The organism is Phytohabitans houttuyneae, assembly GCF_011764425.1.
GTDB lineage: Bacteria > Actinomycetota > Actinomycetes > Mycobacteriales > Micromonosporaceae > Phytohabitans > Phytohabitans houttuyneae.
The window spans coordinates 1,483,133-1,501,044 of sequence record NZ_BLPF01000001.1; the positions used below are offsets into that span (position 1 = coordinate 1,483,133).

Below are 17,912 nucleotides of genomic sequence, written 5' to 3' on the forward strand. Positions count from 1 at the left end.
CCGGTCCCGGTCCTGGCCCTGGCCCTCACATGATGCGCGGGTTCGGGGCCGACCCGTCGGTGACCAAGCAGCGGGTGCGGCGGGGCACGATCGCCAGGATCGCGAGGTACGCGCGCCCCTACCGCTGGGACCTGGCGATCTTCCTGCTGGCCGCCGCGCTGTCCGCGCTGATCATTGTGGCGATCCCGGTGCTGCTCGGGGTCGTCATCGACCGCGGCGTCCTGCCGAAGCGGGTCGACGTCGTGGTCGGCATCGCCGCCCTCGTCGCCGGCCTCGCGATCCTCGACGCGTTCCTCAACTTCGTCCAGCGCTGGTACACCGCCCGCGTCGGCGAGGGCCTCATCTACGACCTGCGCACGCAGGTGTTCGCCCACGTGCAGCGGCAGCCGATCGCCTTCTTCACCCGGGCACACACCGGCTCGCTGGTCAGCCGGCTGAACGGCGACGTGATCGGCGCGCAGCAGGCGCTGACCACCACGCTCGTGTCCACAGTGTCCAGCGCGCTGCAGGTGATCCTCGTGCTTGTCGCGATGGTCTACTTCTCGTGGCTGGTCACGGTCGTCGCGCTCGTGCTGATCCCGCTGTTTCTGCTCCCGGCGCGCCTCGTCGGGCGCCGGCTGCAGCGGCTGAGCCGGGAGTCGATGCAGCTCGACGCGGCGATGGGGTCGACGATGACGGAGCGGTTCAACGTCGCGGGGGCGATGCTGGCGAAGCTGTTCGGCCGGCCGAGGGAGGAGCTGGGCCTCTTCGCCGGGCGGGCGGCCAAGGTGCGGGACGTGGGCGTGCAGCGGGCGATGTACGGCAGCTCGCTGTTCATCTCGCTGACCCTGCTCGCCACCCTGTCCACGGCGGTCATCTACGGCGCGGGCGGTGCGCTCGTCGTGCACGGCACCTTCCAGGTCGGCACCATGGTCACCCTTGCCCTGCTGGTCAACCGCCTGCACGGCCCGATCACCGCACTGTCCAATGTCCAGGTGGACGCGATGACGGCCCTGGTCAGCTTCGACCGGGTCTTCGAGGTGCTCGACCTGCGGCCGCTGATCGAGGACCGGCCGGGCGCGGTGCCGATGCGGCTCGCCGGGCAGGACGGCGGGGCGGCGGCGGACATCGTCTTCGACCACGTGACCTTCCACTACCCGGCCGCCTCCGAGGTCTCGCTCGCGTCGCTGGAGTCGATCGCCCTGCCAGTGCCCGAGCGCACCGGGGTGCGGATGAGCGTGCTGCACGACATCAGCTTCACGGCGCCGGCCCGGCAGCTCACCGCCCTCGTCGGCCCGTCGGGAGCGGGCAAGACGACGATCACCCACCTTGTGACCCGGCTGTACGACCCGAGCGAGGGCGTGGTGCGCGTCGGCGGGTACGACCTGCGGGACGTGACGCTGGAGTCGCTGCACGACGCGGTCGGGGTGGTGACCCAGGACGCGCACATGTACCACGACACGATCCGGGCCAACCTGGTGTACGCCCGTCCCGACGCGACCGAGGCCGAGCTGGTCGAGGCGTGCGAGGCCGCCCGCATCTGGGGCCTGATCTCGGAGCTGCCCGACGGCCTCGACACGATCGTGGGCGACCGCGGGTACCGGCTGTCCGGCGGCGAGAAACAGCGGATCGCCCTGGCCCGCCTGCTGCTGAAGGCGCCGGCGGTGGTGGTGCTCGACGAGGCCACCGCGCACCTGGACTCCGAGTCGGAGGCGGCCGTGCAGCGCGCGCTCAAGACCGCCCTGTCCGGCCGCACCTCGCTCGTCATCGCCCACCGCCTGTCCACCATCCGCGAGGCCGACCAGATCCTGGTCATCGACGAGGGCCGCATCCGCGAGCGCGGCCGGCACGACGAGCTGCTCGCAGCCGGCGGGCTGTACGCCGACCTGTACCGGACCCAGTTCGCCCGTCAGGAGCCGGTCGACGTGGGCCGGCGGCCGGGCCCGCCGGGCAGGCACCTCCCGCCGCCGCACGGGCATCGCCTGCCTCCGCCGGGAGGCCCCCGCCACGAACATCCCGGTCCCGCCTGGTAGTGCGCTTTCCCACCGCGAAGGGTGAGGCCGCGGGAGCAACGGTCCGGACCACGGCGGACGTCGCGGTAGCTCAAAGCCTTTGTTTTGTGGTGTCCTCGCGGTGCAGCCACTCCCGCATGCCGGGCGGGGCGAGGCGGGCGGCGCGTGCGTGGTAGGCGGCCAGCTCGCCGGCGCTGAGGATCTCGCGCGCGGCTCCCGACGTGCCCCGGCGGAAGAAGCGGGAGGGTTCGGGGACGATGCCCGGCGGCGGCGGGACGAGGATGTCCTTGCGCTCCCTCATCCGCGCGAACGTGGCCGCACCGGCGAGCGCCGGCCACGACCGCTCCGCGACGGCGGTGCCGAGCCTCGCGTCGAGCCGGCGCATCTGGCCTTCGAGGTCGGTGAGCAGGTCGTCGTAGTGCACCAGCACCACGTTCGGCTCGTCGCGCCTGCTCCACGCCTCGGTCAGGTGCCGCATCACGTCGGGCAGGGCGCCCGCGGGCGCGCGGGGGCGGTCCTCGCCGGCGATCCACGCGACGAGGGCCTCGTGCAACCGCTCGGGTGAGACCGCCTCCGGCCCGCGGGGCGTGGGCGGCGGCCCCGGGGGCGGCAAGAGCCACGGAGGTCCGGGCGCTTCGGGCTGGCCGGGCGGCGGCGGGCCCGGTGGGGGGCCGATCATCTGATCCTGGTGGTACAGCGACACGAACGCGTCGAGCGGGTGCCGCGCGGTCACGATGTAGGTGACCTCGGGGTGGGACGGGATCTCGCGCAGTGGAGCGTGTGTCTTGATGAAGCGCCGGTGCCGCTGCGCGGCCAGGTGGGCGTACACGTGCTCGCGCGGCGCGCCCGGACTGTCGAGCCACGGCGAGAGGCGCCACAGCGGCTCCGGCAGGTCGGGCGACTGAAAGATCAACAGCGCGCAGATCATCTGCATCCAGGTCGTCCCCGACTTGGGCGGCGTGCTGATCACGATGTCGCCGGCCCGGAAGCGGAAGCCGAGCCACCGCCCGCCGTCCTCGCCGGGTGGCTGAAAGCGGATCGGGGTCGAGGCCACGCGGTGAGCGTAGCGGGGTCCGTCACTGCCCAGGTGGCGAGACGATTGGCGTACAGCAATGGCCGAGCGGAGCATGTTGCCTCGGTCGACCGCATCGTACGCTGGCGCCGTCCGGGTGCCTGAGGCCCGGCCATCGACACGGGGGAAGACCTTTCCATGCTGACTCATGGCAGCACTCGTTACCCGCCTTCTCTGGGGGCGGGACAGCGGTTATCGCTGCCGTCGGGAGCGCATTTCCAGACCGATCCTATTCGCAGGAAGAGGTCGGCGAGCTGCTCGGCCTGGAAAACCGCGCCGTCAAAAAGCTCCTCGGTTCCGCACACATCCAGCGGCGGCATCTCTACCTTCCGGAAAAGGACCCGCGCACCGGTCGCGCGCGGGCCGAGTCCGCGGCTGAGCTGCACGCCAAGTTTCGCGACGGGTCGCTCGAGATCGGATCGCGGGCCATCCACGACGCGCTCGACGCGGCGTCGCTGTCGCCGGCCGACGTCGACTACCTGCTTTGCGTCACATCAAGCGGCTTCATGGTGCCCGGGCTCAGCTCGCTGTTTTCCCGGGAGCTCGGATTCAGGCGCGACCTGCACCGGGCGGACGTCGTCGGCATGGGTTGCAACGCCGGCCTGAATGGGATGAGCCCGCTCGTGCAGTGGGCGAGAAATCATCCGGGCCGGTCGGCACTCCTGGTCTGCTGCGAAGTCAACTCCGCGATTTACCTGGTCGACGAGACAGCGCGCACCGGCATTGTCAACAGTCTTTTCGGCGATGGCGCGGCAGCGGCGGTAATCACCGGACACCGCGGTGACGGCACCGTTCTCGCGGGCCCGCGCGTGGTCGATTTCGAAAGCTTCTGCATTCCGGAGCAGTGGGCGGCCATGCGTTTCGACTGGGAGGCCGGCCCCGGAAAGTGGAGCTTCTTTCTCGACCGTGACATTCCCTATGTCATCGGCTTCAACATCCGCGAGCCCGTGGAGACGCTGCTCAAGCGAAACGGGCTCGATCTCTCTTCGGTCGCGCACTGGGTGCTGCACACGGGCGGCGGCGTGGTGATCGATTCCGTCAAGCTCAGCCTCGGCCTCGACGAGCACGACGTCCGGCACACGCGCTCCGTGCTGCGCGACTACGGAAACATCTCCAGCGGCAGCTTTCTCGTCAGCCTCCAGCGCCTGCTCGCCGAGGGCCGCACATCGGCCGGTGACCTCGGCGTCATGGTCACGATGGGCCCCGGCGCCCAGATCGAAACCGCGCTCCTCGAATTCGGATAGCCTGCCAGAGGAGGGTAAATGTCCGAAACGATCACCCCCAGCTCAGACCGGAGTTCGCCCTACACCGGCACAGTCCTTCCGCAAGGCCGGCCGTTCTGGATCGTCGACGGACGCGCGTACGACTTCACCGAGTGGATGAGCCTTCACCCCGGTGGCGCGATGTGGTTCAGGCAGACCGAGGGCCGGGACATCAGCGCCCTCCTGCACACGTACCACCGAGATCCGGAGCGGGCGCGGCGATTCCTCGCGAAGTACGAGATCGCGGAGCTCGCCGGGAAAACCGTGCGGCCGAAGGTCATCGTGCCGCCCCGGGTCAGCGAAGGCGGCGCGCCACGGCCACCCGACGGACCACCGCCGATCTCCGAACACGACGTGCTCCCCAAGCTCGGCATTCCGCCTTTCCTGCTGGCGCCCGACTTCGACGCGCGCACAGATCTGCCAAAGCTCGACTACCGCGACCCGGGGAGCCTGCTCGCGCAGATCCGCACCAAGCTGAACGCGAGGTTCTCCAAGCGCGACCTGAAGCGGTACGACCGCGCGTTCGACGCCGTGACCTGGATTATCGGCGCCGCGCACGTCGCCGCGCTGGCGCTGCTGATCGCCGGTTTCCTGCCCGCCTGGGCATTCGTCGTCATCATGGTCGTCACGCGCACCTCGCTCGCCGGCTCGGGCCACTACCACCTGCACCGAAAGTGGAAAGACCAGCGCCGCTACACGATGCCGCTCGGCAAGGCGCTCTTCGACATCAACTACGTGGGCACGAGCCTCATCGGATCCGACGGCCACGTGCTCCTGCACCACCCTTATCTGGGCTCCGGCGCCGATGTGAAGAAGACGTTCTTCGACAGCATGCTGCAACTGCACCCGGCACTGCGCATCCCCGGCTACACGCTCCACAAGTTCGGCATCTGCCTGACCGGGCTGCCCTTCCGGGCGAGGGAGATCGCCAAGTTCGAGCGCCCCAGGCGCAACCGGCCGGAGGCCGCCTCCGCCACCCCGGACGCGATCCGCACCGACTTCTGGCTGATCCGCGCGTGGATCGTCGTCGAGTTCATCGCCTGCCTGGTCACCGGGCACATCCTGGCGTGGGTGGTGCAGTTCGTCATCACGCTGTGGTTCAACACGTTCCTCGTCGTCGCTAGCCACGACTTCGAGGAGACGACCACGGAGCAGGAGCTCGCCGCGATCCCCGAGCCGCTGCGCGAGGACTGGGCGGCACAGCAGATCTGCCTGAGCTACGACTTGACCGTCGTCGGCAACCGCTGGGTCGACCTTTTCCTGAGCGCCGGCTTGAGCCCCCACCGCGTACACCACGTGCTGCCGTGGCAAGGCTCCGGCTTCGCCAACCTCGCCAGCGAGAAGACCGTGAGGGAAGCCTGCGCCGAGGCCGGCATCCCCTGGGAACGGCCCCGCAGCCTGATCTTCAACCGCTTCCCCGCCGTCATGAAGCACTACCTGCTGTGCCCCGCCAAGCCAGCGCCGCCCCCGCCCCACCGTTCGCCCCGGCCAGCCTCCGCCCCCGCCGCCCCCGGAAGCCATGCTGGCGCCGCCGCCCGCGACGATCGGGGGCCAGGTGCGCACCCTCTTCCGATACTCAGTGGACGGCTGGCGGGGGGTCGGCGTCTGATCACATGCAGGGCCGCTCCCCCACCCGGCTGGGCTTGCGTTCAACAACGAGGCGGTCCTGTGCGGCGCGGCTACGCCTGACATCGGCGAGGCCTCGCCCGGCCGGGCCGCCTGCCTGATCCAGGTGGAGACGACGTTCACCCGTCCCGAACCATCCGGGTTAGCCGCGCACAGCGGCGCTCCAGCGTCGCCACCTGGCTGTCCCAGCCGGCCGCATGGGCTGGTCCCTACATCGGCCCTCTCCGCGCTCGTGGTGTACATAAAATCAAGCTAATTGACGAATCCCCACCTCACCTCAGGGCCAGGCGGCCAAGGACCCGCGTACTCGAACAATGACGGCGCGTCCGCTGCTCGAACCGCCTCTCGCCATGCCGGCTCGCCGGAGACAACGAAACTGAGTGGCGGCCCGTCATTAAGAATAAACACATAGTCCGTGTCCGGCTCAATACCATATTGATCGAAAATCAGTTGCCGTTCGTCCTCCGAGGCGCGCCTTATATTCATGCCCTCCAACAGAGGGCGCACTGCAAGGTACTCGACGTTGCCGAAGTAGACCTCGATGCGGGCTGTCGACCCGGGCCTATTCTCCGGGTCGCTCCTCAGCCAAAAGGGATTGTCCAGCTTGTATTTCTGACCCTGCCAGTACCAATCAATCGTCACCCAGTCACGTCTCCGAGCCGAACAGTACGTCCCACCGCAGCGAGTTCCCAAGCCGTCCCATTCCCCTGCCCTGCGCCGAGTCGCCAGTCCCCGGCCATCGGAAGCCCTCTCTCGTAGTTGACCTCGAAGGCTTCCTGGGGCGTCGTGGCGGCAGTTTCGCCATCACGCCCATACAAACAATCGAGCGTGAAGGATATAAGAGTACTGCGACTCTTTGCGGCCCCGCTTACACCGTCCATCCACAGTGGCCGACCGCCGATTGTTTGACGGCTTTCCCACTGCCCACGATTAAACGTGTGCCCACCGATTTTCTTGGCAAGCCTGGCGGAAAATTGCTGACACCAAGACAAACATGGTCGCAGCTCCGATGGATTGCCTTTGCGCCTCCCGATTCACCAACGTCACAGTTGTGTATCAGGACCGGCTCGGTGCCGGCGAGCACATAGTAGGTGTGGATGTCGGCGACCGTCAGGTCGTGCATCGACTCTTCGCCGACGTGGTTGTCAACCTTGACGACCGTCACCTCGACCGGTGGGCCACCGCCACCGCTGCCGGCACCCGAGCCGTCGCCCTACAGGCGCTGGTCGTCGTGCACCAGCAGGCGGTGACCCGGCTTCAGCTCACCCGCGTCGACCCAGCGGCCATCCGTCGCATCCCAGAACGGGTGGTGCTGCGTGGTCTCCAGCGTGATGGTCTGGCCGGTGTCGCTGACACGGACCGTGACGTTGGTCAGGTCGGCGTCCAGGTTGATGTGCAGGCGGGTCACCTGGCGCGGACCGCTCACCCCGGACCGCGGATCCGTCGCCACGACCTCATCGCCCAGCACGGTGTCCTCGATTGGCTTGGCGCTGCCGTCCGCCATCAGCACCAGCGTGGCCGGGTCGAAGCTGTGTCTACGCCCCCGTCCCGCGCAGCCCGGGTCGCCGCCACCACCGTCACGGCGCGGACCCACGGCCCGCAGGGCTCGGGTCGCCCCCACCGGAACGCGTGGCGCGTCATCAACGGTATGGAGCCATTTTCATCGTGGGTTGGGGCCGTTGGAGTCCTGGTAGCGAGGTGTGTCGGTGCTCCACATAGGACGAGACTCCCGGTAGGACAGCAGTCGACCAAGAACGACAGCCCTGTCCAGGAGTCTCGTTGCTCACGTATGTTGCCACCATCCCGTTGTCCACGCGTAGCCTGACGCGCCTTGCCGAGCTGATCCGAGCCCGACGTGTTGAGCTGGGTGGACGATGGCGGCGGCTGCCAGCGCATGAGCAGGCGTTGATGACGCTGGCCCACCTGCGCAACGGCGACACCCTGGTGAGGCTGGCGGTCGGGTTCGCGGTGTCGGTCAGCACCGTGTGGCGGTACCTGCGCGAAGCGATCGACCTACTCGCCGCCCTGGCCCCTGACCTGTCCCAGGCGGCCGATCGGGCCGGTCGGCTGGCGTACGCGATCATCGACGGCACACTGATCCCGATCGACCGAGTCGCCGACCAGCGGCCTTACTACTCGGGAAAGCACAAACGGCACGGTGTAAACGTGCAGGTCCTGGCCGACGCGGCCGGCCGGCTCGTGTGGGCCTCGCCAGCACTGCCCGGCGCGGTCCACGACCTGACCGCCGCCCGTACCCACGGCCTGATCAACGCCCTGACCAGGGTGAACGTGATGACGTTCGCGGACAAGGCGTACCAGGGCGCCGGCGGCACTATCTGGACGCCGTTCAAACGACAGCCGAACCGGCCGCGGCTGTCCAAGCGGCAAAGATCAGTCAACCGCCAGCACGCCAAGATCCGCGCGCTTGGCGAACGTGCGGTAGCCACCCTCAAGACCTGGAAAGTGCTGGCCAAGCTGCACTGCAGCCCACACCGCGCCACCGCCATCGTCCAAGCGATCCAGGTCCTCCAACACACCGAAGACGACCGCTACCCACGATGAAAATGGCTCAGTGCGGTTGCCGGCCTGCTGGGCTCCATCGTCACGGCCGTGGCAACGATCATCGCTAGCCGGTAGAGGCACCGTGGTTCGCACGGCAGTAGGCAGTGATGGCGTTGCGCTGCTCCTGGACCGTGTTGCGCCACTGCTCGTAGCGAGAGTGCCTGTTGTCCAAGAAGCCTTGAGGCGTTGCGTCGTACGCGGAGGACGCGGCGAGAGTTGCCCGTCTTCAACGACACAGGGCGCCTGTAGCTGTTCGGCATCCGCTATTCGGCAAATCCGTGCGTTGGTGTGGCGACGTGGCCGTGTTTGCGGATGAACGACCACGTCGCTGACCCATCAACCTACCGTCGTCGACACCAGCTGCGTGCATGCCGACCCGAGTACCACCAAGGGTCTACCGCTGTCCACGCTGCCCGGATGACCCGTCGCCACCTCCGCGGGATCGCGCCGCCCACCGCGCCAGTGCACCAGGGCGCCAGTCCCGTCGGCCAGATCGCCGGCACCATGCACCGCCACGTCGAGTTGCTGACCGAGGCGATGGACGGCGAGCGGGACGCATGCACCGACTTCCGCAAGCATGTGGCGTGGTACCTGGCGGGCTTTCCGGTTGGGGCCGACCTGCGCCGCCGGCTCGCCGTGATCAGCAGCCGGGTCGAGCTGGCCGCCCTGCTGGGCCAGCTCGATCCAGAGGGGCCCTTTCCTGTTGACACGCTCGGTGCGGCCGCGGGGCCGCACCGACTTGCCCGGCAAGGTGTTCCTGCCGGATGGGTGGCTGGCCGACCGGGGTGGCGAGGCCGTGCCCGAGGGAGGGGAGCTACCGGGTTCAGGAGGGTAGAAAGTGCCGCTTCTGGATCACGCCGTGTACGCCGACGGTCCGGTCGACCACTTGCGAGACCTCGAAGTCGGATGCCGCGGACAGGTACGCGTACGCCACCGCCCGGTCCATGCCGAGGTCGTGCTGTAGGAAGTCGAGGGCGTTGACCACCGCCCGCCGCATTGCGATGTCGAGGTCGTTGACCTGCCCGTTCTGGGCACCATCCGGGTCGGACAGGCCGATCGGCACCCACGCGTCGGGTGTCTCGGCGAACGGGTACCGGAACGCTACCGAGGGTGCGCCATCAGAGCCGGCCTTGCAGACGGTGAGCCGGAACGTTCCCCGTAGCGAGCCCTCCAAGGCGGTAAGCGCGACTTCACCGTCGCCCATCGCGAGGTGCGGATCGCCGACGTGGAACAGCGCGCCCTCGGCGAAGACCGGCAGGTAGAAGGTGGCACCCACGCCGAGCAGGTTTATGTCGATGTTGCCGCCGCCGAGCGTGGGCGGAATCGAGTTCAGCGCCGGGCCGGTGAGGCCGTCGCCGGCGGCGAAGGCAACTCCCATGATCCCCATGAACGGCCGCAGCGGAAACGCCACCGAGCCGCGCCGGCCGCGGGGAAGCACGCCGGTCAGCCCGCGCCGGCCCTGCCGTACCGGGGTGAAGATCGAGATGTTGCCGTACCGGATCGGGTCGCCAGTCGGCCTGCCGTCGGTGGCGACCGGCGGCATGATCTCGTCGACCGTGATGCCGGCGGGCGCGGCGCCACCGGCCAGTTGCGGCAGCGCGCCCTTGCCGTGCCGGCTGGAGATCACCCCGTATGGCACCCGGGGCAGCATCGACAGCATCTCGACCTTGAGTACGTCGCCCGGCTCCGCGCTGTCGACGTGGATCGGGCCGGTGACCACGTGCGGGCCGTCCACATCGAAGTTCCGGGTGGTCCGGTCGTACTCGCGGGCCACCGCGATCACGTCACTGAGCACCTGCTTGGCCGGTACGCCCTGCTTCGCGAAGTACGCCAGCGGGTCACGGCCCTGGTCCTCCAGGATGCCCTCGTGCGAGACCGTGTCGATGGTAACGGTCTCGCCGGACCGCACGCGCAGCACAGGCTCGCTGCGAAGCGACGGGAGATAGCCCCAGCGGACCTGATCGGGCAGCGACGGCAGGTAATGCCGGCCGTGGATCGGGCCCTTGCCAGGCTGGAGGATGCCCCGGCCCGCGGCGGATGCCCGGCCAGCCAGCAAGGGAGACGAGGCGCCCAACGCGAGGGCGGCGCCTAGAAACCGTCGACGTCCGTTCATGCGGGAAACGTGGACCGCCGGGATTTCGGGCCCGTCAATGCGACGTTAAATGATCAAATTTTGCGCGACTCCGCTACGGTGTCGCCGCGACGCTTCCCCAGGCGCTGACTGTCGCCGGCGTGACGATAATCCTGGCCACCCGCCGCTCCGCCACCCGTACGCTCGGTGGGGCCCGTGCCGCAGGCATCGCACGGCCACACCCCATGGTTGGGCGTCTTCCACCACGCCGGGTCCGTGTGCAGGCTGGCTCCATGAGCCTCGTTGACGCTCTCCGCGCGAGGGCGGTGTTCGCCCCGTGGATCGAGACGTGGCGGGCCTTGGAAGCGTGGCAGGACCGCGACCGGCGAGCGCACCTGGCGGTGCACCATCACTACGCCACCCTCGCCGCCGCTCCGTGCAGCTGACGCAACCGGCAACCGCGCCTTCGCTACGTGCCAGACATCCTTCACCCGCACAGCAGAGGCGCCGCTCACTCAGCGGCATGTGCGGGCGCCACGGGGCCGGAGGTGTGTCGTCGGCCGGAGGGCTGGCACGATGTTGCGGTGGGCCACCGGTTCAACCTTGACTCCGACGTCGAGCAACTCCTCGCCGACCTGTGCATCAGCTTGGGCTTCTGCCTGCCACCGGCCGAGATACGTCACCTATGTGAGGCGCCGCCGAAGACGGTGGACAGCTTCACCGACGCGGTCTTCGAAGCCGAAGGCATGGGCGACATGAGCTACACCGATCTTCGCCATCAAGTACGGGAAGTCGTCGCGCGGCATATGAGCGGCTGGGCCGGCGAAGGGATCGCCGAACGGTAGGCCCGTTGGCATCTACGGTCATGCCCATCCGCACAACCGGACTTCCCAGGGAGCCGGCGACCAGCATCGCGGCAGAGATCCGCGGAGCGCACGCAGCGCGGCAGTTGAGCGCACCCGATCAAGGAGCTCGGGTCCTCGTCGCAGTGCACGAACGCCGGCATGAGCGGATGTCGATTGATCTGTTGGCGATGAGGTCGCTGTCCGACGCCCCTTACAGATACGCGCACGGGTATACAACCCGGACCGATTCGCCCCCTGCACTCGACAACAGCCCTTGCGCGGCCTGCCGAAGTAGGTCACCCGACGGGTTGTGCCGGGTCCGTACTGTTCGCCGTAGGGTTTGGCAGATTGGCGGACAATGATCAAATCCATTGCGCGGGCGTCCGTTTTCGTCGCCTGCGCTGCGATCTGCGCGATCCTCACCTATCCCACCTGGCGCTCGATGCTGGCGCCGGCGCCGACCGAGTTGTCGCCGAGCGACAGCATCGTCTTCGTCTTCCCGCCGGACGGTCGCAGCGGCACGGCAAAGCTCACCATCCCCGGGGCGACCGGGGTGGTGGGCGCACGGCGGGAGTGGATCGGCGGCGAGAACGTCGACAGCGAACCCCACCTGTGGTTCGAGCGCCCAGCGACCCCCGCGTCCGCGGGCTTCGTGATCGCGTCGGGTCGCTTCGTGGCGCCGCTGGCCGAGTGCGCCGACGAGTCGGCGCGGAGCTTGTCGGTGGCCGGCGACATGCCCACCGTCGTCGCCGCCGTATCCGAGGAGATCTCGAAGGAGACCAGGAACGCGAAGGTCTTCGCGCTGTCACCGGTCGACGGGCACATGCGGATTTCGTGCCGACTGCCCCGCGAAACGCTCTGGACGCAAGTGCGCCAGAAACACTACCTGACCGTGCCGGACATCTACGTCGCACGATACTTCACCATCGAATCGGACGACGAGATAGCGATACACGAAGAAGTAGTGCGCATCCGTCGAAATGAGTCGTTGCGCGACTGCGTCAGCATCCAATACGTGACCGGACGGCGCGACCGGGTCGAGGTCACCGAGGCGTACGCGACCGAGGAACCGCCAGCGATGGCCGGCGCCCGGGAATGGAAATCGTGCGGCGACGGCCAGGGCAATCTGACGTCGATGAGCGCTTTTCGCATGCATATCTCGCCTACGCGCGGAACGGCGTGGGCCACATGATCGTCACCGATGTCCGGGCCGAAGGGCTAAACGAGCGGGACCTGTTCATCGGCGGTGCCGGGCTCGGGCTCGCTGGCGCGTTCGTCGTCGAAGCGGTGGGCGTGACGATTGGACTCGCGGAGCGGTTCCTCCGGAGCCGGGCGAGGCCGGTCCAGCAGCGCCACCCGGTCGTGCGGCGCCGGATCACCCGGCGACGCGTCTCCCCGCCTCCGCCCACCGGCCGGGAGACCAGCGAACCAGCCACAGGACCCACCAGGGATCCTCATCGAGACTGACCGTGGCAGGTGGTCAGCGGCTGGGTCTTGACCTCCACCAGCGGCGCACCAGCCAGACACCTCGATGGCCGACGGTCGGTCGTACCGGGTACTTTGAGGTACTGCCGCATCGGCCCGGACAGGTGCAGGCTATATCCCTTGGACGCCGGGATGCGCGGCCCGCGGACGGACTACTCCCGATGGTCCGATGAAGATCGGACTCGGTGTCGATCCTGGTCTGGCCGCGGCCAGATCCCGCCTCGGTCGCTGCCTGGTCTTCTCCGTCGCGGTGGCGGTCGTCGTCGCCGGCGTCAATGGACTTACGGGGCCGTCCGGGATGAGAGTTACGGAGTCCGCAGAGTGCGGTGCCGGACGTGTTCGTCCGGCACCGCATTCGGTGGTCAGTAGACGCAGTACCAGCTGTATGGGTTGTTGTAGTTGGTGAAGCCGCCGTAGGCATTCGGGTTGTTGTACTGGGTGCGGCACTGCCGCCACACGTCGATGTCGCCGTCGGCCACGGGCACGACGCCGGTCACGCATTTCCAGCCGTACACGTTGTTGGTCCTGACCCTGGCCACACGTCCCTGCCCCGGGTACTGGTTGTCGCACGCGGCCTGCATGCTGACAGACCCGGTCGCCGCCGATGCTGGGGCAGCGATGGCGCTAGCGCCGCCGAGGCCGATGAGCATGGCTGCTGTGATGGTCATGACTCGCGTTGTCTTCACGATGCTGTCCTCTCTGGAGGGTAATCACCCGCGGCGTTGCGCTGGCGGACTCCATGTCATCGAGGACGGCTTTTGGCCACAAGGTTGTCCACGTTGGCCAATGCGACTCCAGCCATTGTGCGGCGGTCAGCGATGGCATGCGGTCGTCGCGGTGCCATCGCCGTGCGGCGACTTGACCTCGACGGTGATCTCGACGCATCCGGCAGTGTCGAGCAGAATGTTGCCGAAGACCGGCTGCCCGTCGAACTCCGTCATGTACGGGGTGCCGACCGTTCCGGTTGCGGGACGATGCGCCGTGATCTTGACCGTGAACGGGCCCGGCAGGTATGTGAGGCGGTCGCTGGGCTCGAACCGACCCCACGACGCGTGACATTCTGCAGCATGCCGCAGCTGCGCGATGCCCAGCAGGTGTTCGTCAAGCGTGTTGACCTGGACCGCATCCAACGTGGTTACCTTCGCCGGATCTGCGGCGCAGCCGGACTTCTTCGGGTCGGCATTGTCAGCCAGCAACTCGGACCCACCGACAAACCGGGCCGGCGCCTCCGAGACCGGTCGGGACGCCGCCGGCGACGGTGACGTGGCTTCAGTGGCTGTCGGCTCGCTGGTGTACCAGAGCGCCCCACCGACCATGACGATGATCAGCACGACGGATCCGGCCCCGACCAACAACGGGCGCCGGCGTCGGCCGAGCACGGCGGTCAAACGCAGCGCTAATGAAGGAACCTCGGACGCCAGCTTGACGGCGATCGGCTCCTCCGACTGCTGCGTCGGTATCGGATACCCGGCTTTCTCGCGGGCGGTTGTCCAAAGCTGGTGCCACTCCTCGACATCTCCGCCGCAGACCTGGACGTACGCCCGGGTGACCTCCCAGGTTGGCAGGCGGTGTCCCGCAGCGGCGGCCGAAAGGCTGGCCTTGGATGTATGCGCGGCGCTGGCCATGGTTCGGTATGGCGGGTTGCCCGCCTCCGCGCGAAGCTTGCGCAATGCGGCCGCAAACTGCTGGACCGGCCCTGCAGCTGGATCGATAGGACGTTCAGGCCGTGGCATGGTCAGGATCTCCACTCATCTGTGATCTCACAGGGACTGCGGGCCACCGAATGACACCCATCAGACCCTCAAACTCACCCCAGGTCACTTCGAGTGTCAGAGGACAGACAATCGATGTGAATCCGACCAACATGATGGCCACGTTTAGGTTGGCCAACCCGGACAACGTGTCAGCCAATCGAACGGTTTTGGTACCTATCGGAGTACATCAATCGGATGGCGCCAGAGAGGAACTCTTAGAGCGTGTTTGAGAAGGTCCGATGTGGACCGGCGTGGCGGCGTTTGGCGGGGTGTTGAAGCGGCCAGTGTGGTCCGGTGCCGACGCCTCGACGTGGTTACCCGTCCGACTTGTCCGATACGCAGTGGGCGCTGATTGAGCCGTTGCTGCCCGATCCGAACACCGACGGGCGTCGGGAGAAACACCCGCGTCGGGAGATCGTCAACGCGATCTTGTACGTGGTGCGATCGGGGTGCCCGTGGCGTTACCTGCCCGCGGACCTACCGCCCTGGCAGACGGTGTACTGGTATTTCAGCCGGTGGGAAGAGGCTGGCGTGACCGAGCAACTGCTTGGCTCGCTGCGGATCAAGGCCCGGGTTCAGCAAGGACGAAGCCCGGATCCGTCGGCCGGGATCATCGATTCGCAGTCCGTCAAGGGGGCCGACACGGTAGGCCGGGACAGTCGCGGCTACGACGCCGGCAAGAAGATCAATGGCCGCAAGCGATTCATTGTCACCGACACTCTTGGGCTGCTGGTTACCGTGTGGGTGTTGGCAGCGTCCTGGCAGGACCGCGACGGCGCCAAGGGCGCCCTGGTCGCCGCGACGCTGGCCGTGCCGTCCATGCGGCACGTGTTCGCTGATCAAGGCTTCGCCGGCCGGCTGGTCGACTGGGCGCGCGACACGCTGCGTACCACGGTCGAGATCGTCCGTAAGCCACCGGACCAGCAGGGATTCGCGGTACACCCGCGCCGCTGGGTGGTCGAGCGGACCCTGGCCTGGCTGACCGCCTGCCGGCGCCTGGCTCGCGACTACGAACGCGTACTAGCGAACTCCGAGGCGATCATCCGCTGGGCCGCCATCGCCGGAACAGCTCGACGAATCACCCGCGGCGCCCCGACCCGACGACAAACCCGCCGAACCTTCACCTGGACCTGACCAACACCCTCTCAAACACGTTCTGAGATGTGTCGCCTCGCTGTCAGTGCTGGGGTGCCATCTCGATGTCAGCAGGACCCATCACAAAGGTGTCAGCGTCCGCCAAGGACGGCAGACCAGGACGCTGCGTTGCACCAGAGGTCGTCCCGTCGGGTACCCGGGCCTTCGGTGTTCCGCCGCTGGCGGCGTGGTGTACCGGCGTTGCCTCGGCACTGACGGAGCAGACGCGGTGCACCGGCTCGGAGGCAGCTGCGTGGCGGTGATACGCCCCGGTGGCTCTTGAGGGTGGGGACCCGCTATGGCCCGGTGATCGGCTCGACCCCGAACGCAGAGTTGGCCAAGCCGAACTGGGACCAGTAGAGCACCGGGCCCGTCCACCCGCTGATGATGCCAAGCGCGATAACGTTGTCGCCGCTGTAGATGAACACCGGACCGCCGCTGTCACCGTGGCGCGCTGCAGGGTCGGGCCCGTAAGAGGCGACGAGGTTGTGGTAGCACTCAGAGTTGCCGTACGCGTCGGGACCGCAGACGGAGTAGGTGCCGTCGACGACCAGCCCGCCGCACTGGCCGCCGGTGTATGCGCCGGACGAGCAGACGAACATCGTTGGGTACGCCCAGTTCCACCCGGCCACACGGCGGCTGATGGGGGCGTTCAGCGGTCCGTCGAACACGAAGCCGCCGGCGTTGGTCTCGATTAGCAACAGTTCCCAGTCGGGGCGTTCGTAGGCGGCCCATCCAATCCAGTGCGTGAAGTTGCCGTTGTACCAGGGGCTCCCCACCCGTCCACAGTGTCCGACGGTCAGCAGGTACTCGCGCCCGCCCGAGCGGACTCCGAACCCGGCCGAGCAACCGGCTGTTACCTCGCCGTTCTCGATCCGGGCGCCGCCCCAGAAGGGCGCGTAGTCATCGACCCGGCCTGCCGCCTTGAACCGTTCGCGCTGCCCGGTTTCCGTGGCGACGCCCACGTCGGGCAGGCCGGTGGCGGCGAAAGTGACGGCCCGGTCGGTCATGACGACCAAGCCGTGCCCATCGGTTGGGATCTTGACCGAATGCGCCGGCCCGGCAGGGTTACCCCGGATGTGTGCAATGAGCCGGTCAGAGGCGGTCTGTAACTCCGCGTTACTGTAGCGGGCCTCGGCGACCTCGACCTTCGTAATCTTGCGGGCACGCTCTACCGCCGCACTGACGGCCGTCGGGAGCGAGCCCTTGTACCAGAGGCGAACCGAGGTACCGACCAACTCGATGCCGCTATATCCACCGGGATCGCTGAGGTTGATGGCGCGGCGGATCTCGTTGGCCGCCGTGACCGCGGGCTGCTGGGCCTGCATTTTCGCAGCGACGTCTGGCGGCGCTGTCGATGGGCCCGGCGGCTTCGGCTTCGCGCCGGCCGTTCCCGGGATAGTTATGATGAGCGCGACGGCCACTGCCGTCAAGATCCGGGCCATCCTCATGGCACAGATCGTCCACCGGCTATGACGCCCCGGACAGTCACCGATCGGACACGGTCAGCTTTGCGTTGGCTACCCGCCGGTCGTGTTCACCACTGTGCCGAGCTAGAGGCACCTGCCTCCCGGACTCAGTACCAGATCTCACACCCTTGCCAGGATGCTCTGCCAATGCCGCGCGACACGGTACAGGCGGCAGGGCCGGTCAACGTGTTTCAATCCGGCTGAATCTGCCGAAAGTTGTTGGTAGCGGTCCACCACTCCGCAGTTTCAGCCGGATTGAACACGTTGACCGTATGTCCTCGCAGGTAGCCGTCGGAGTACCAATAGCCGCGGTATTCCCCTTTCATGCCGGTCGGCCAAGTGATAGTGAACTCGATCCGGTTGCCGTTGACAGAGCCGTCGAGTTCTCCCTGGCGCCCGTCCCATTTGGCGCCACCCTGGAACGTTCCGGTCCCGTCGGGGCTGAGGGCGCTGAGGGACACGAGGATCTGCACCTCTACATCGTTTTCCGGTCCCTCGCCGGGTTGACGTTGGCGGATTACCCAGTCACCGCGGGGATCGACCACGAGCGCCATCTGAGCCTCCATCGACAGCTACGTGCAAACGCAGGAAATTCACGATACCAGGGAGAGCATGCCCAGCGATTCGGCGGAAACATCCGG

General features: G+C 67.7%; 19 protein-coding genes and 1 pseudogene. 10 read left to right on the plus strand and 10 right to left on the minus strand.

Features of this window, described 5'->3' with window-relative positions; translation table 11 throughout:
- Positions 1-32 precede the first annotated feature (32 nt).
- Positions 33-2,012 (plus strand): ABC transporter ATP-binding protein, encoded by a 1,980-nt coding sequence (locus tag Phou_RS06885; RefSeq protein ID WP_173054593.1) that lies wholly within the window; start codon positions 33-35, stop codon positions 2,010-2,012.
- Positions 2,013-2,082: 70 nt separating this feature from the next.
- Here the strand turns inward: Phou_RS06885 and Phou_RS06890 are convergent, their stop codons facing one another.
- Positions 2,083-3,045 carry a sulfotransferase domain-containing protein gene (locus Phou_RS06890; protein WP_246273345.1) on the minus strand — a complete coding sequence of 321 codons (963 nt, stop codon included), beginning with the start codon at positions 3,043-3,045 and terminating at the stop codon, positions 2,083-2,085.
- On the opposite strand from Phou_RS06890, the gene Phou_RS06895 reads away from it, so the two are divergent.
- Both Phou_RS06895 and Phou_RS06900 read left to right on the plus strand, forming a co-directional pair.
- Entirely contained in the window at positions 3,015-4,307 is a 1,293-nt protein-coding gene (locus Phou_RS06895) for a type III polyketide synthase (protein WP_218578814.1), read from the plus strand. The genes Phou_RS06890 and Phou_RS06895 overlap by 31 nt on opposite strands.
- Positions 4,308-4,325: 18 nt before the next feature.
- Positions 4,326-6,014 carry a fatty acid desaturase gene (locus tag Phou_RS06900; protein WP_173054597.1) on the plus strand — a complete coding sequence of 563 codons (1,689 nt, stop codon included), beginning with the start codon at positions 4,326-4,328 and terminating at the stop codon, positions 6,012-6,014.
- 189 nt (positions 6,015-6,203) lie between these two features.
- Here Phou_RS06900 and Phou_RS06905 read toward each other — a convergent pair whose 3' ends face one another.
- From Phou_RS06905 to Phou_RS06915, 4 genes are read right to left on the minus strand one after another with little or no spacing between them, the layout of a single operon-like run.
- Positions 6,204-6,593, minus strand: a complete 390-nt coding sequence (locus Phou_RS06905) for a hypothetical protein (protein WP_173054599.1) — start codon at positions 6,591-6,593, stop codon at positions 6,204-6,206.
- Positions 6,590-6,901 (minus strand): polymorphic toxin type 27 domain-containing protein, encoded by a 312-nt coding sequence (locus Phou_RS55330; protein ID WP_371872172.1) that lies wholly within the window; start codon positions 6,899-6,901, stop codon positions 6,590-6,592. The genes Phou_RS06905 and Phou_RS55330 overlap by 4 nt, the downstream gene beginning before the upstream one ends.
- Entirely contained in the window at positions 6,820-7,116 is a 297-nt protein-coding gene (locus tag Phou_RS52285) for a hypothetical protein (protein ID WP_246273346.1), read from the minus strand. The genes Phou_RS55330 and Phou_RS52285 overlap by 82 nt, the downstream gene beginning before the upstream one ends.
- Before the next feature lie 48 nt (positions 7,117-7,164).
- The gene (locus Phou_RS06915) at positions 7,165-7,545 is read right to left on the minus strand and encodes a polymorphic toxin-type HINT domain-containing protein (RefSeq protein WP_173054603.1); all 381 of its coding nucleotides are present in this window, start codon (positions 7,543-7,545) and stop codon (positions 7,165-7,167) included.
- A 185-nt stretch (positions 7,546-7,730) separates the two neighbouring features.
- Between Phou_RS06915 and Phou_RS06920 the strand changes: the two genes are divergently transcribed.
- Both Phou_RS06920 and Phou_RS52290 read left to right on the plus strand, forming a co-directional pair.
- Positions 7,731-8,513 (plus strand): transposase family protein, encoded by a 783-nt coding sequence (locus Phou_RS06920; protein ID WP_173054605.1) that lies wholly within the window; start codon positions 7,731-7,733, stop codon positions 8,511-8,513.
- Between the two features lie 483 nt (positions 8,514-8,996).
- Positions 8,997-9,348: pseudogene (locus Phou_RS52290) on the plus strand (tRNA dihydrouridine synthase DusB); the annotation flags it as partial.
- On the opposite strand, the gene Phou_RS06930 reads toward Phou_RS52290, so the two are convergent.
- On the minus strand, positions 9,337-10,626 hold the full coding sequence (locus Phou_RS06930; protein WP_173054609.1) for an acetamidase/formamidase family protein: 1,290 nt from the start codon (positions 10,624-10,626) through the stop codon (positions 9,337-9,339). The pseudogene Phou_RS52290 and the gene Phou_RS06930 sit on opposite strands and share 12 nt — an antisense overlap.
- A 251-nt stretch (positions 10,627-10,877) precedes the next feature.
- Here Phou_RS06930 and Phou_RS06935 point away from each other — a divergent pair, with 251 nt between their 5' ends.
- The 4 genes from Phou_RS06935 (at position 10,878) to Phou_RS06950 (ending at position 12,896) form a co-directional block, all read left to right on the plus strand.
- Complete coding sequence (locus tag Phou_RS06935) at positions 10,878-11,030, plus strand: hypothetical protein (protein ID WP_173054611.1); 153 nt, start codon at positions 10,878-10,880, stop codon at positions 11,028-11,030.
- A gap of 138 nt (positions 11,031-11,168) precedes the next feature.
- Complete coding sequence (locus Phou_RS06940) at positions 11,169-11,429, plus strand: hypothetical protein (RefSeq protein ID WP_173054612.1); 261 nt, start codon at positions 11,169-11,171, stop codon at positions 11,427-11,429.
- A 358-nt stretch (positions 11,430-11,787) separates the two neighbouring features.
- Complete coding sequence (locus Phou_RS06945; protein WP_173054614.1) at positions 11,788-12,621, plus strand: hypothetical protein; 834 nt, start codon at positions 11,788-11,790, stop codon at positions 12,619-12,621.
- Entirely contained in the window at positions 12,618-12,896 is a 279-nt protein-coding gene (locus tag Phou_RS06950; RefSeq protein ID WP_173054616.1) for a hypothetical protein, read from the plus strand. Before Phou_RS06945 ends, Phou_RS06950 begins: the two co-directional genes overlap by 4 nt.
- Before the next feature lie 380 nt (positions 12,897-13,276).
- On the opposite strand, the gene Phou_RS06955 is transcribed toward Phou_RS06950, so the two are convergent.
- Together Phou_RS06955 and Phou_RS06960 are read right to left on the minus strand one after the other, a co-directional pair.
- Positions 13,277-13,582 carry a hypothetical protein gene (locus Phou_RS06955; protein ID WP_173054618.1) on the minus strand — a complete coding sequence of 102 codons (306 nt, stop codon included), beginning with the start codon at positions 13,580-13,582 and terminating at the stop codon, positions 13,277-13,279.
- A 144-nt stretch (positions 13,583-13,726) separates the two neighbouring features.
- Positions 13,727-14,662, minus strand: a complete 936-nt coding sequence (locus Phou_RS06960) for a helix-turn-helix domain-containing protein (RefSeq protein ID WP_246273347.1) — start codon at positions 14,660-14,662, stop codon at positions 13,727-13,729.
- A gap of 300 nt (positions 14,663-14,962) precedes the next feature.
- On the opposite strand from Phou_RS06960, the gene Phou_RS06965 reads away from it, so the two are divergent.
- Positions 14,963-15,802: an IS5 family transposase gene (locus Phou_RS06965; RefSeq protein WP_173054620.1), complete on the plus strand. Its 840-nt coding sequence runs from the start codon at positions 14,963-14,965 to the stop codon at positions 15,800-15,802.
- 296 nt (positions 15,803-16,098) lie between these two features.
- Here Phou_RS06965 and Phou_RS06970 read toward each other — a convergent pair whose 3' ends face one another.
- Positions 16,099-17,253, minus strand: coding sequence for a chymotrypsin family serine protease (locus Phou_RS06970; RefSeq protein WP_173054622.1), 1,155 nt, complete (start codon positions 17,251-17,253; stop codon positions 16,099-16,101).
- A gap of 209 nt (positions 17,254-17,462) precedes the next feature.
- Entirely contained in the window at positions 17,463-17,825 is a 363-nt protein-coding gene (locus Phou_RS06975; RefSeq protein ID WP_173054624.1) for a hypothetical protein, read from the minus strand.
- Positions 17,826-17,912: the final 87 nt, after the last annotated feature.

Coding starts and splice junctions, on each gene's coding strand:
- Phou_RS06885 (WP_173054593.1), top strand. CDS start 33: ATGCGCGGGTTCGGGGCCGACCCGTCGGTGACCAAGCAGCGGGTGCGG.
- Phou_RS06900 (WP_173054597.1), top strand. CDS start 4,326: ATGTCCGAAACGATCACCCCCAGCTCAGACCGGAGTTCGCCCTACACC.
- Phou_RS06930 (WP_173054609.1), bottom strand. CDS start 10,626: ATGAACGGACGTCGACGGTTTCTAGGCGCCGCCCTCGCGTTGGGCGCC.
- Phou_RS06935 (WP_173054611.1), top strand. CDS start 10,878: ATGAGCCTCGTTGACGCTCTCCGCGCGAGGGCGGTGTTCGCCCCGTGG.
- Phou_RS06945 (WP_173054614.1), top strand. CDS start 11,788: ATGATCAAATCCATTGCGCGGGCGTCCGTTTTCGTCGCCTGCGCTGCG.
- Phou_RS06950 (WP_173054616.1), top strand. CDS start 12,618: ATGATCGTCACCGATGTCCGGGCCGAAGGGCTAAACGAGCGGGACCTG.
- Phou_RS06955 (WP_173054618.1), bottom strand. CDS start 13,582: ATGACCATCACAGCAGCCATGCTCATCGGCCTCGGCGGCGCTAGCGCC.
- Phou_RS06970 (WP_173054622.1), bottom strand. CDS start 17,253: ATGAGGATGGCCCGGATCTTGACGGCAGTGGCCGTCGCGCTCATCATA.
- Phou_RS06975 (WP_173054624.1), bottom strand. CDS start 17,825: ATGGCGCTCGTGGTCGATCCCCGCGGTGACTGGGTAATCCGCCAACGT.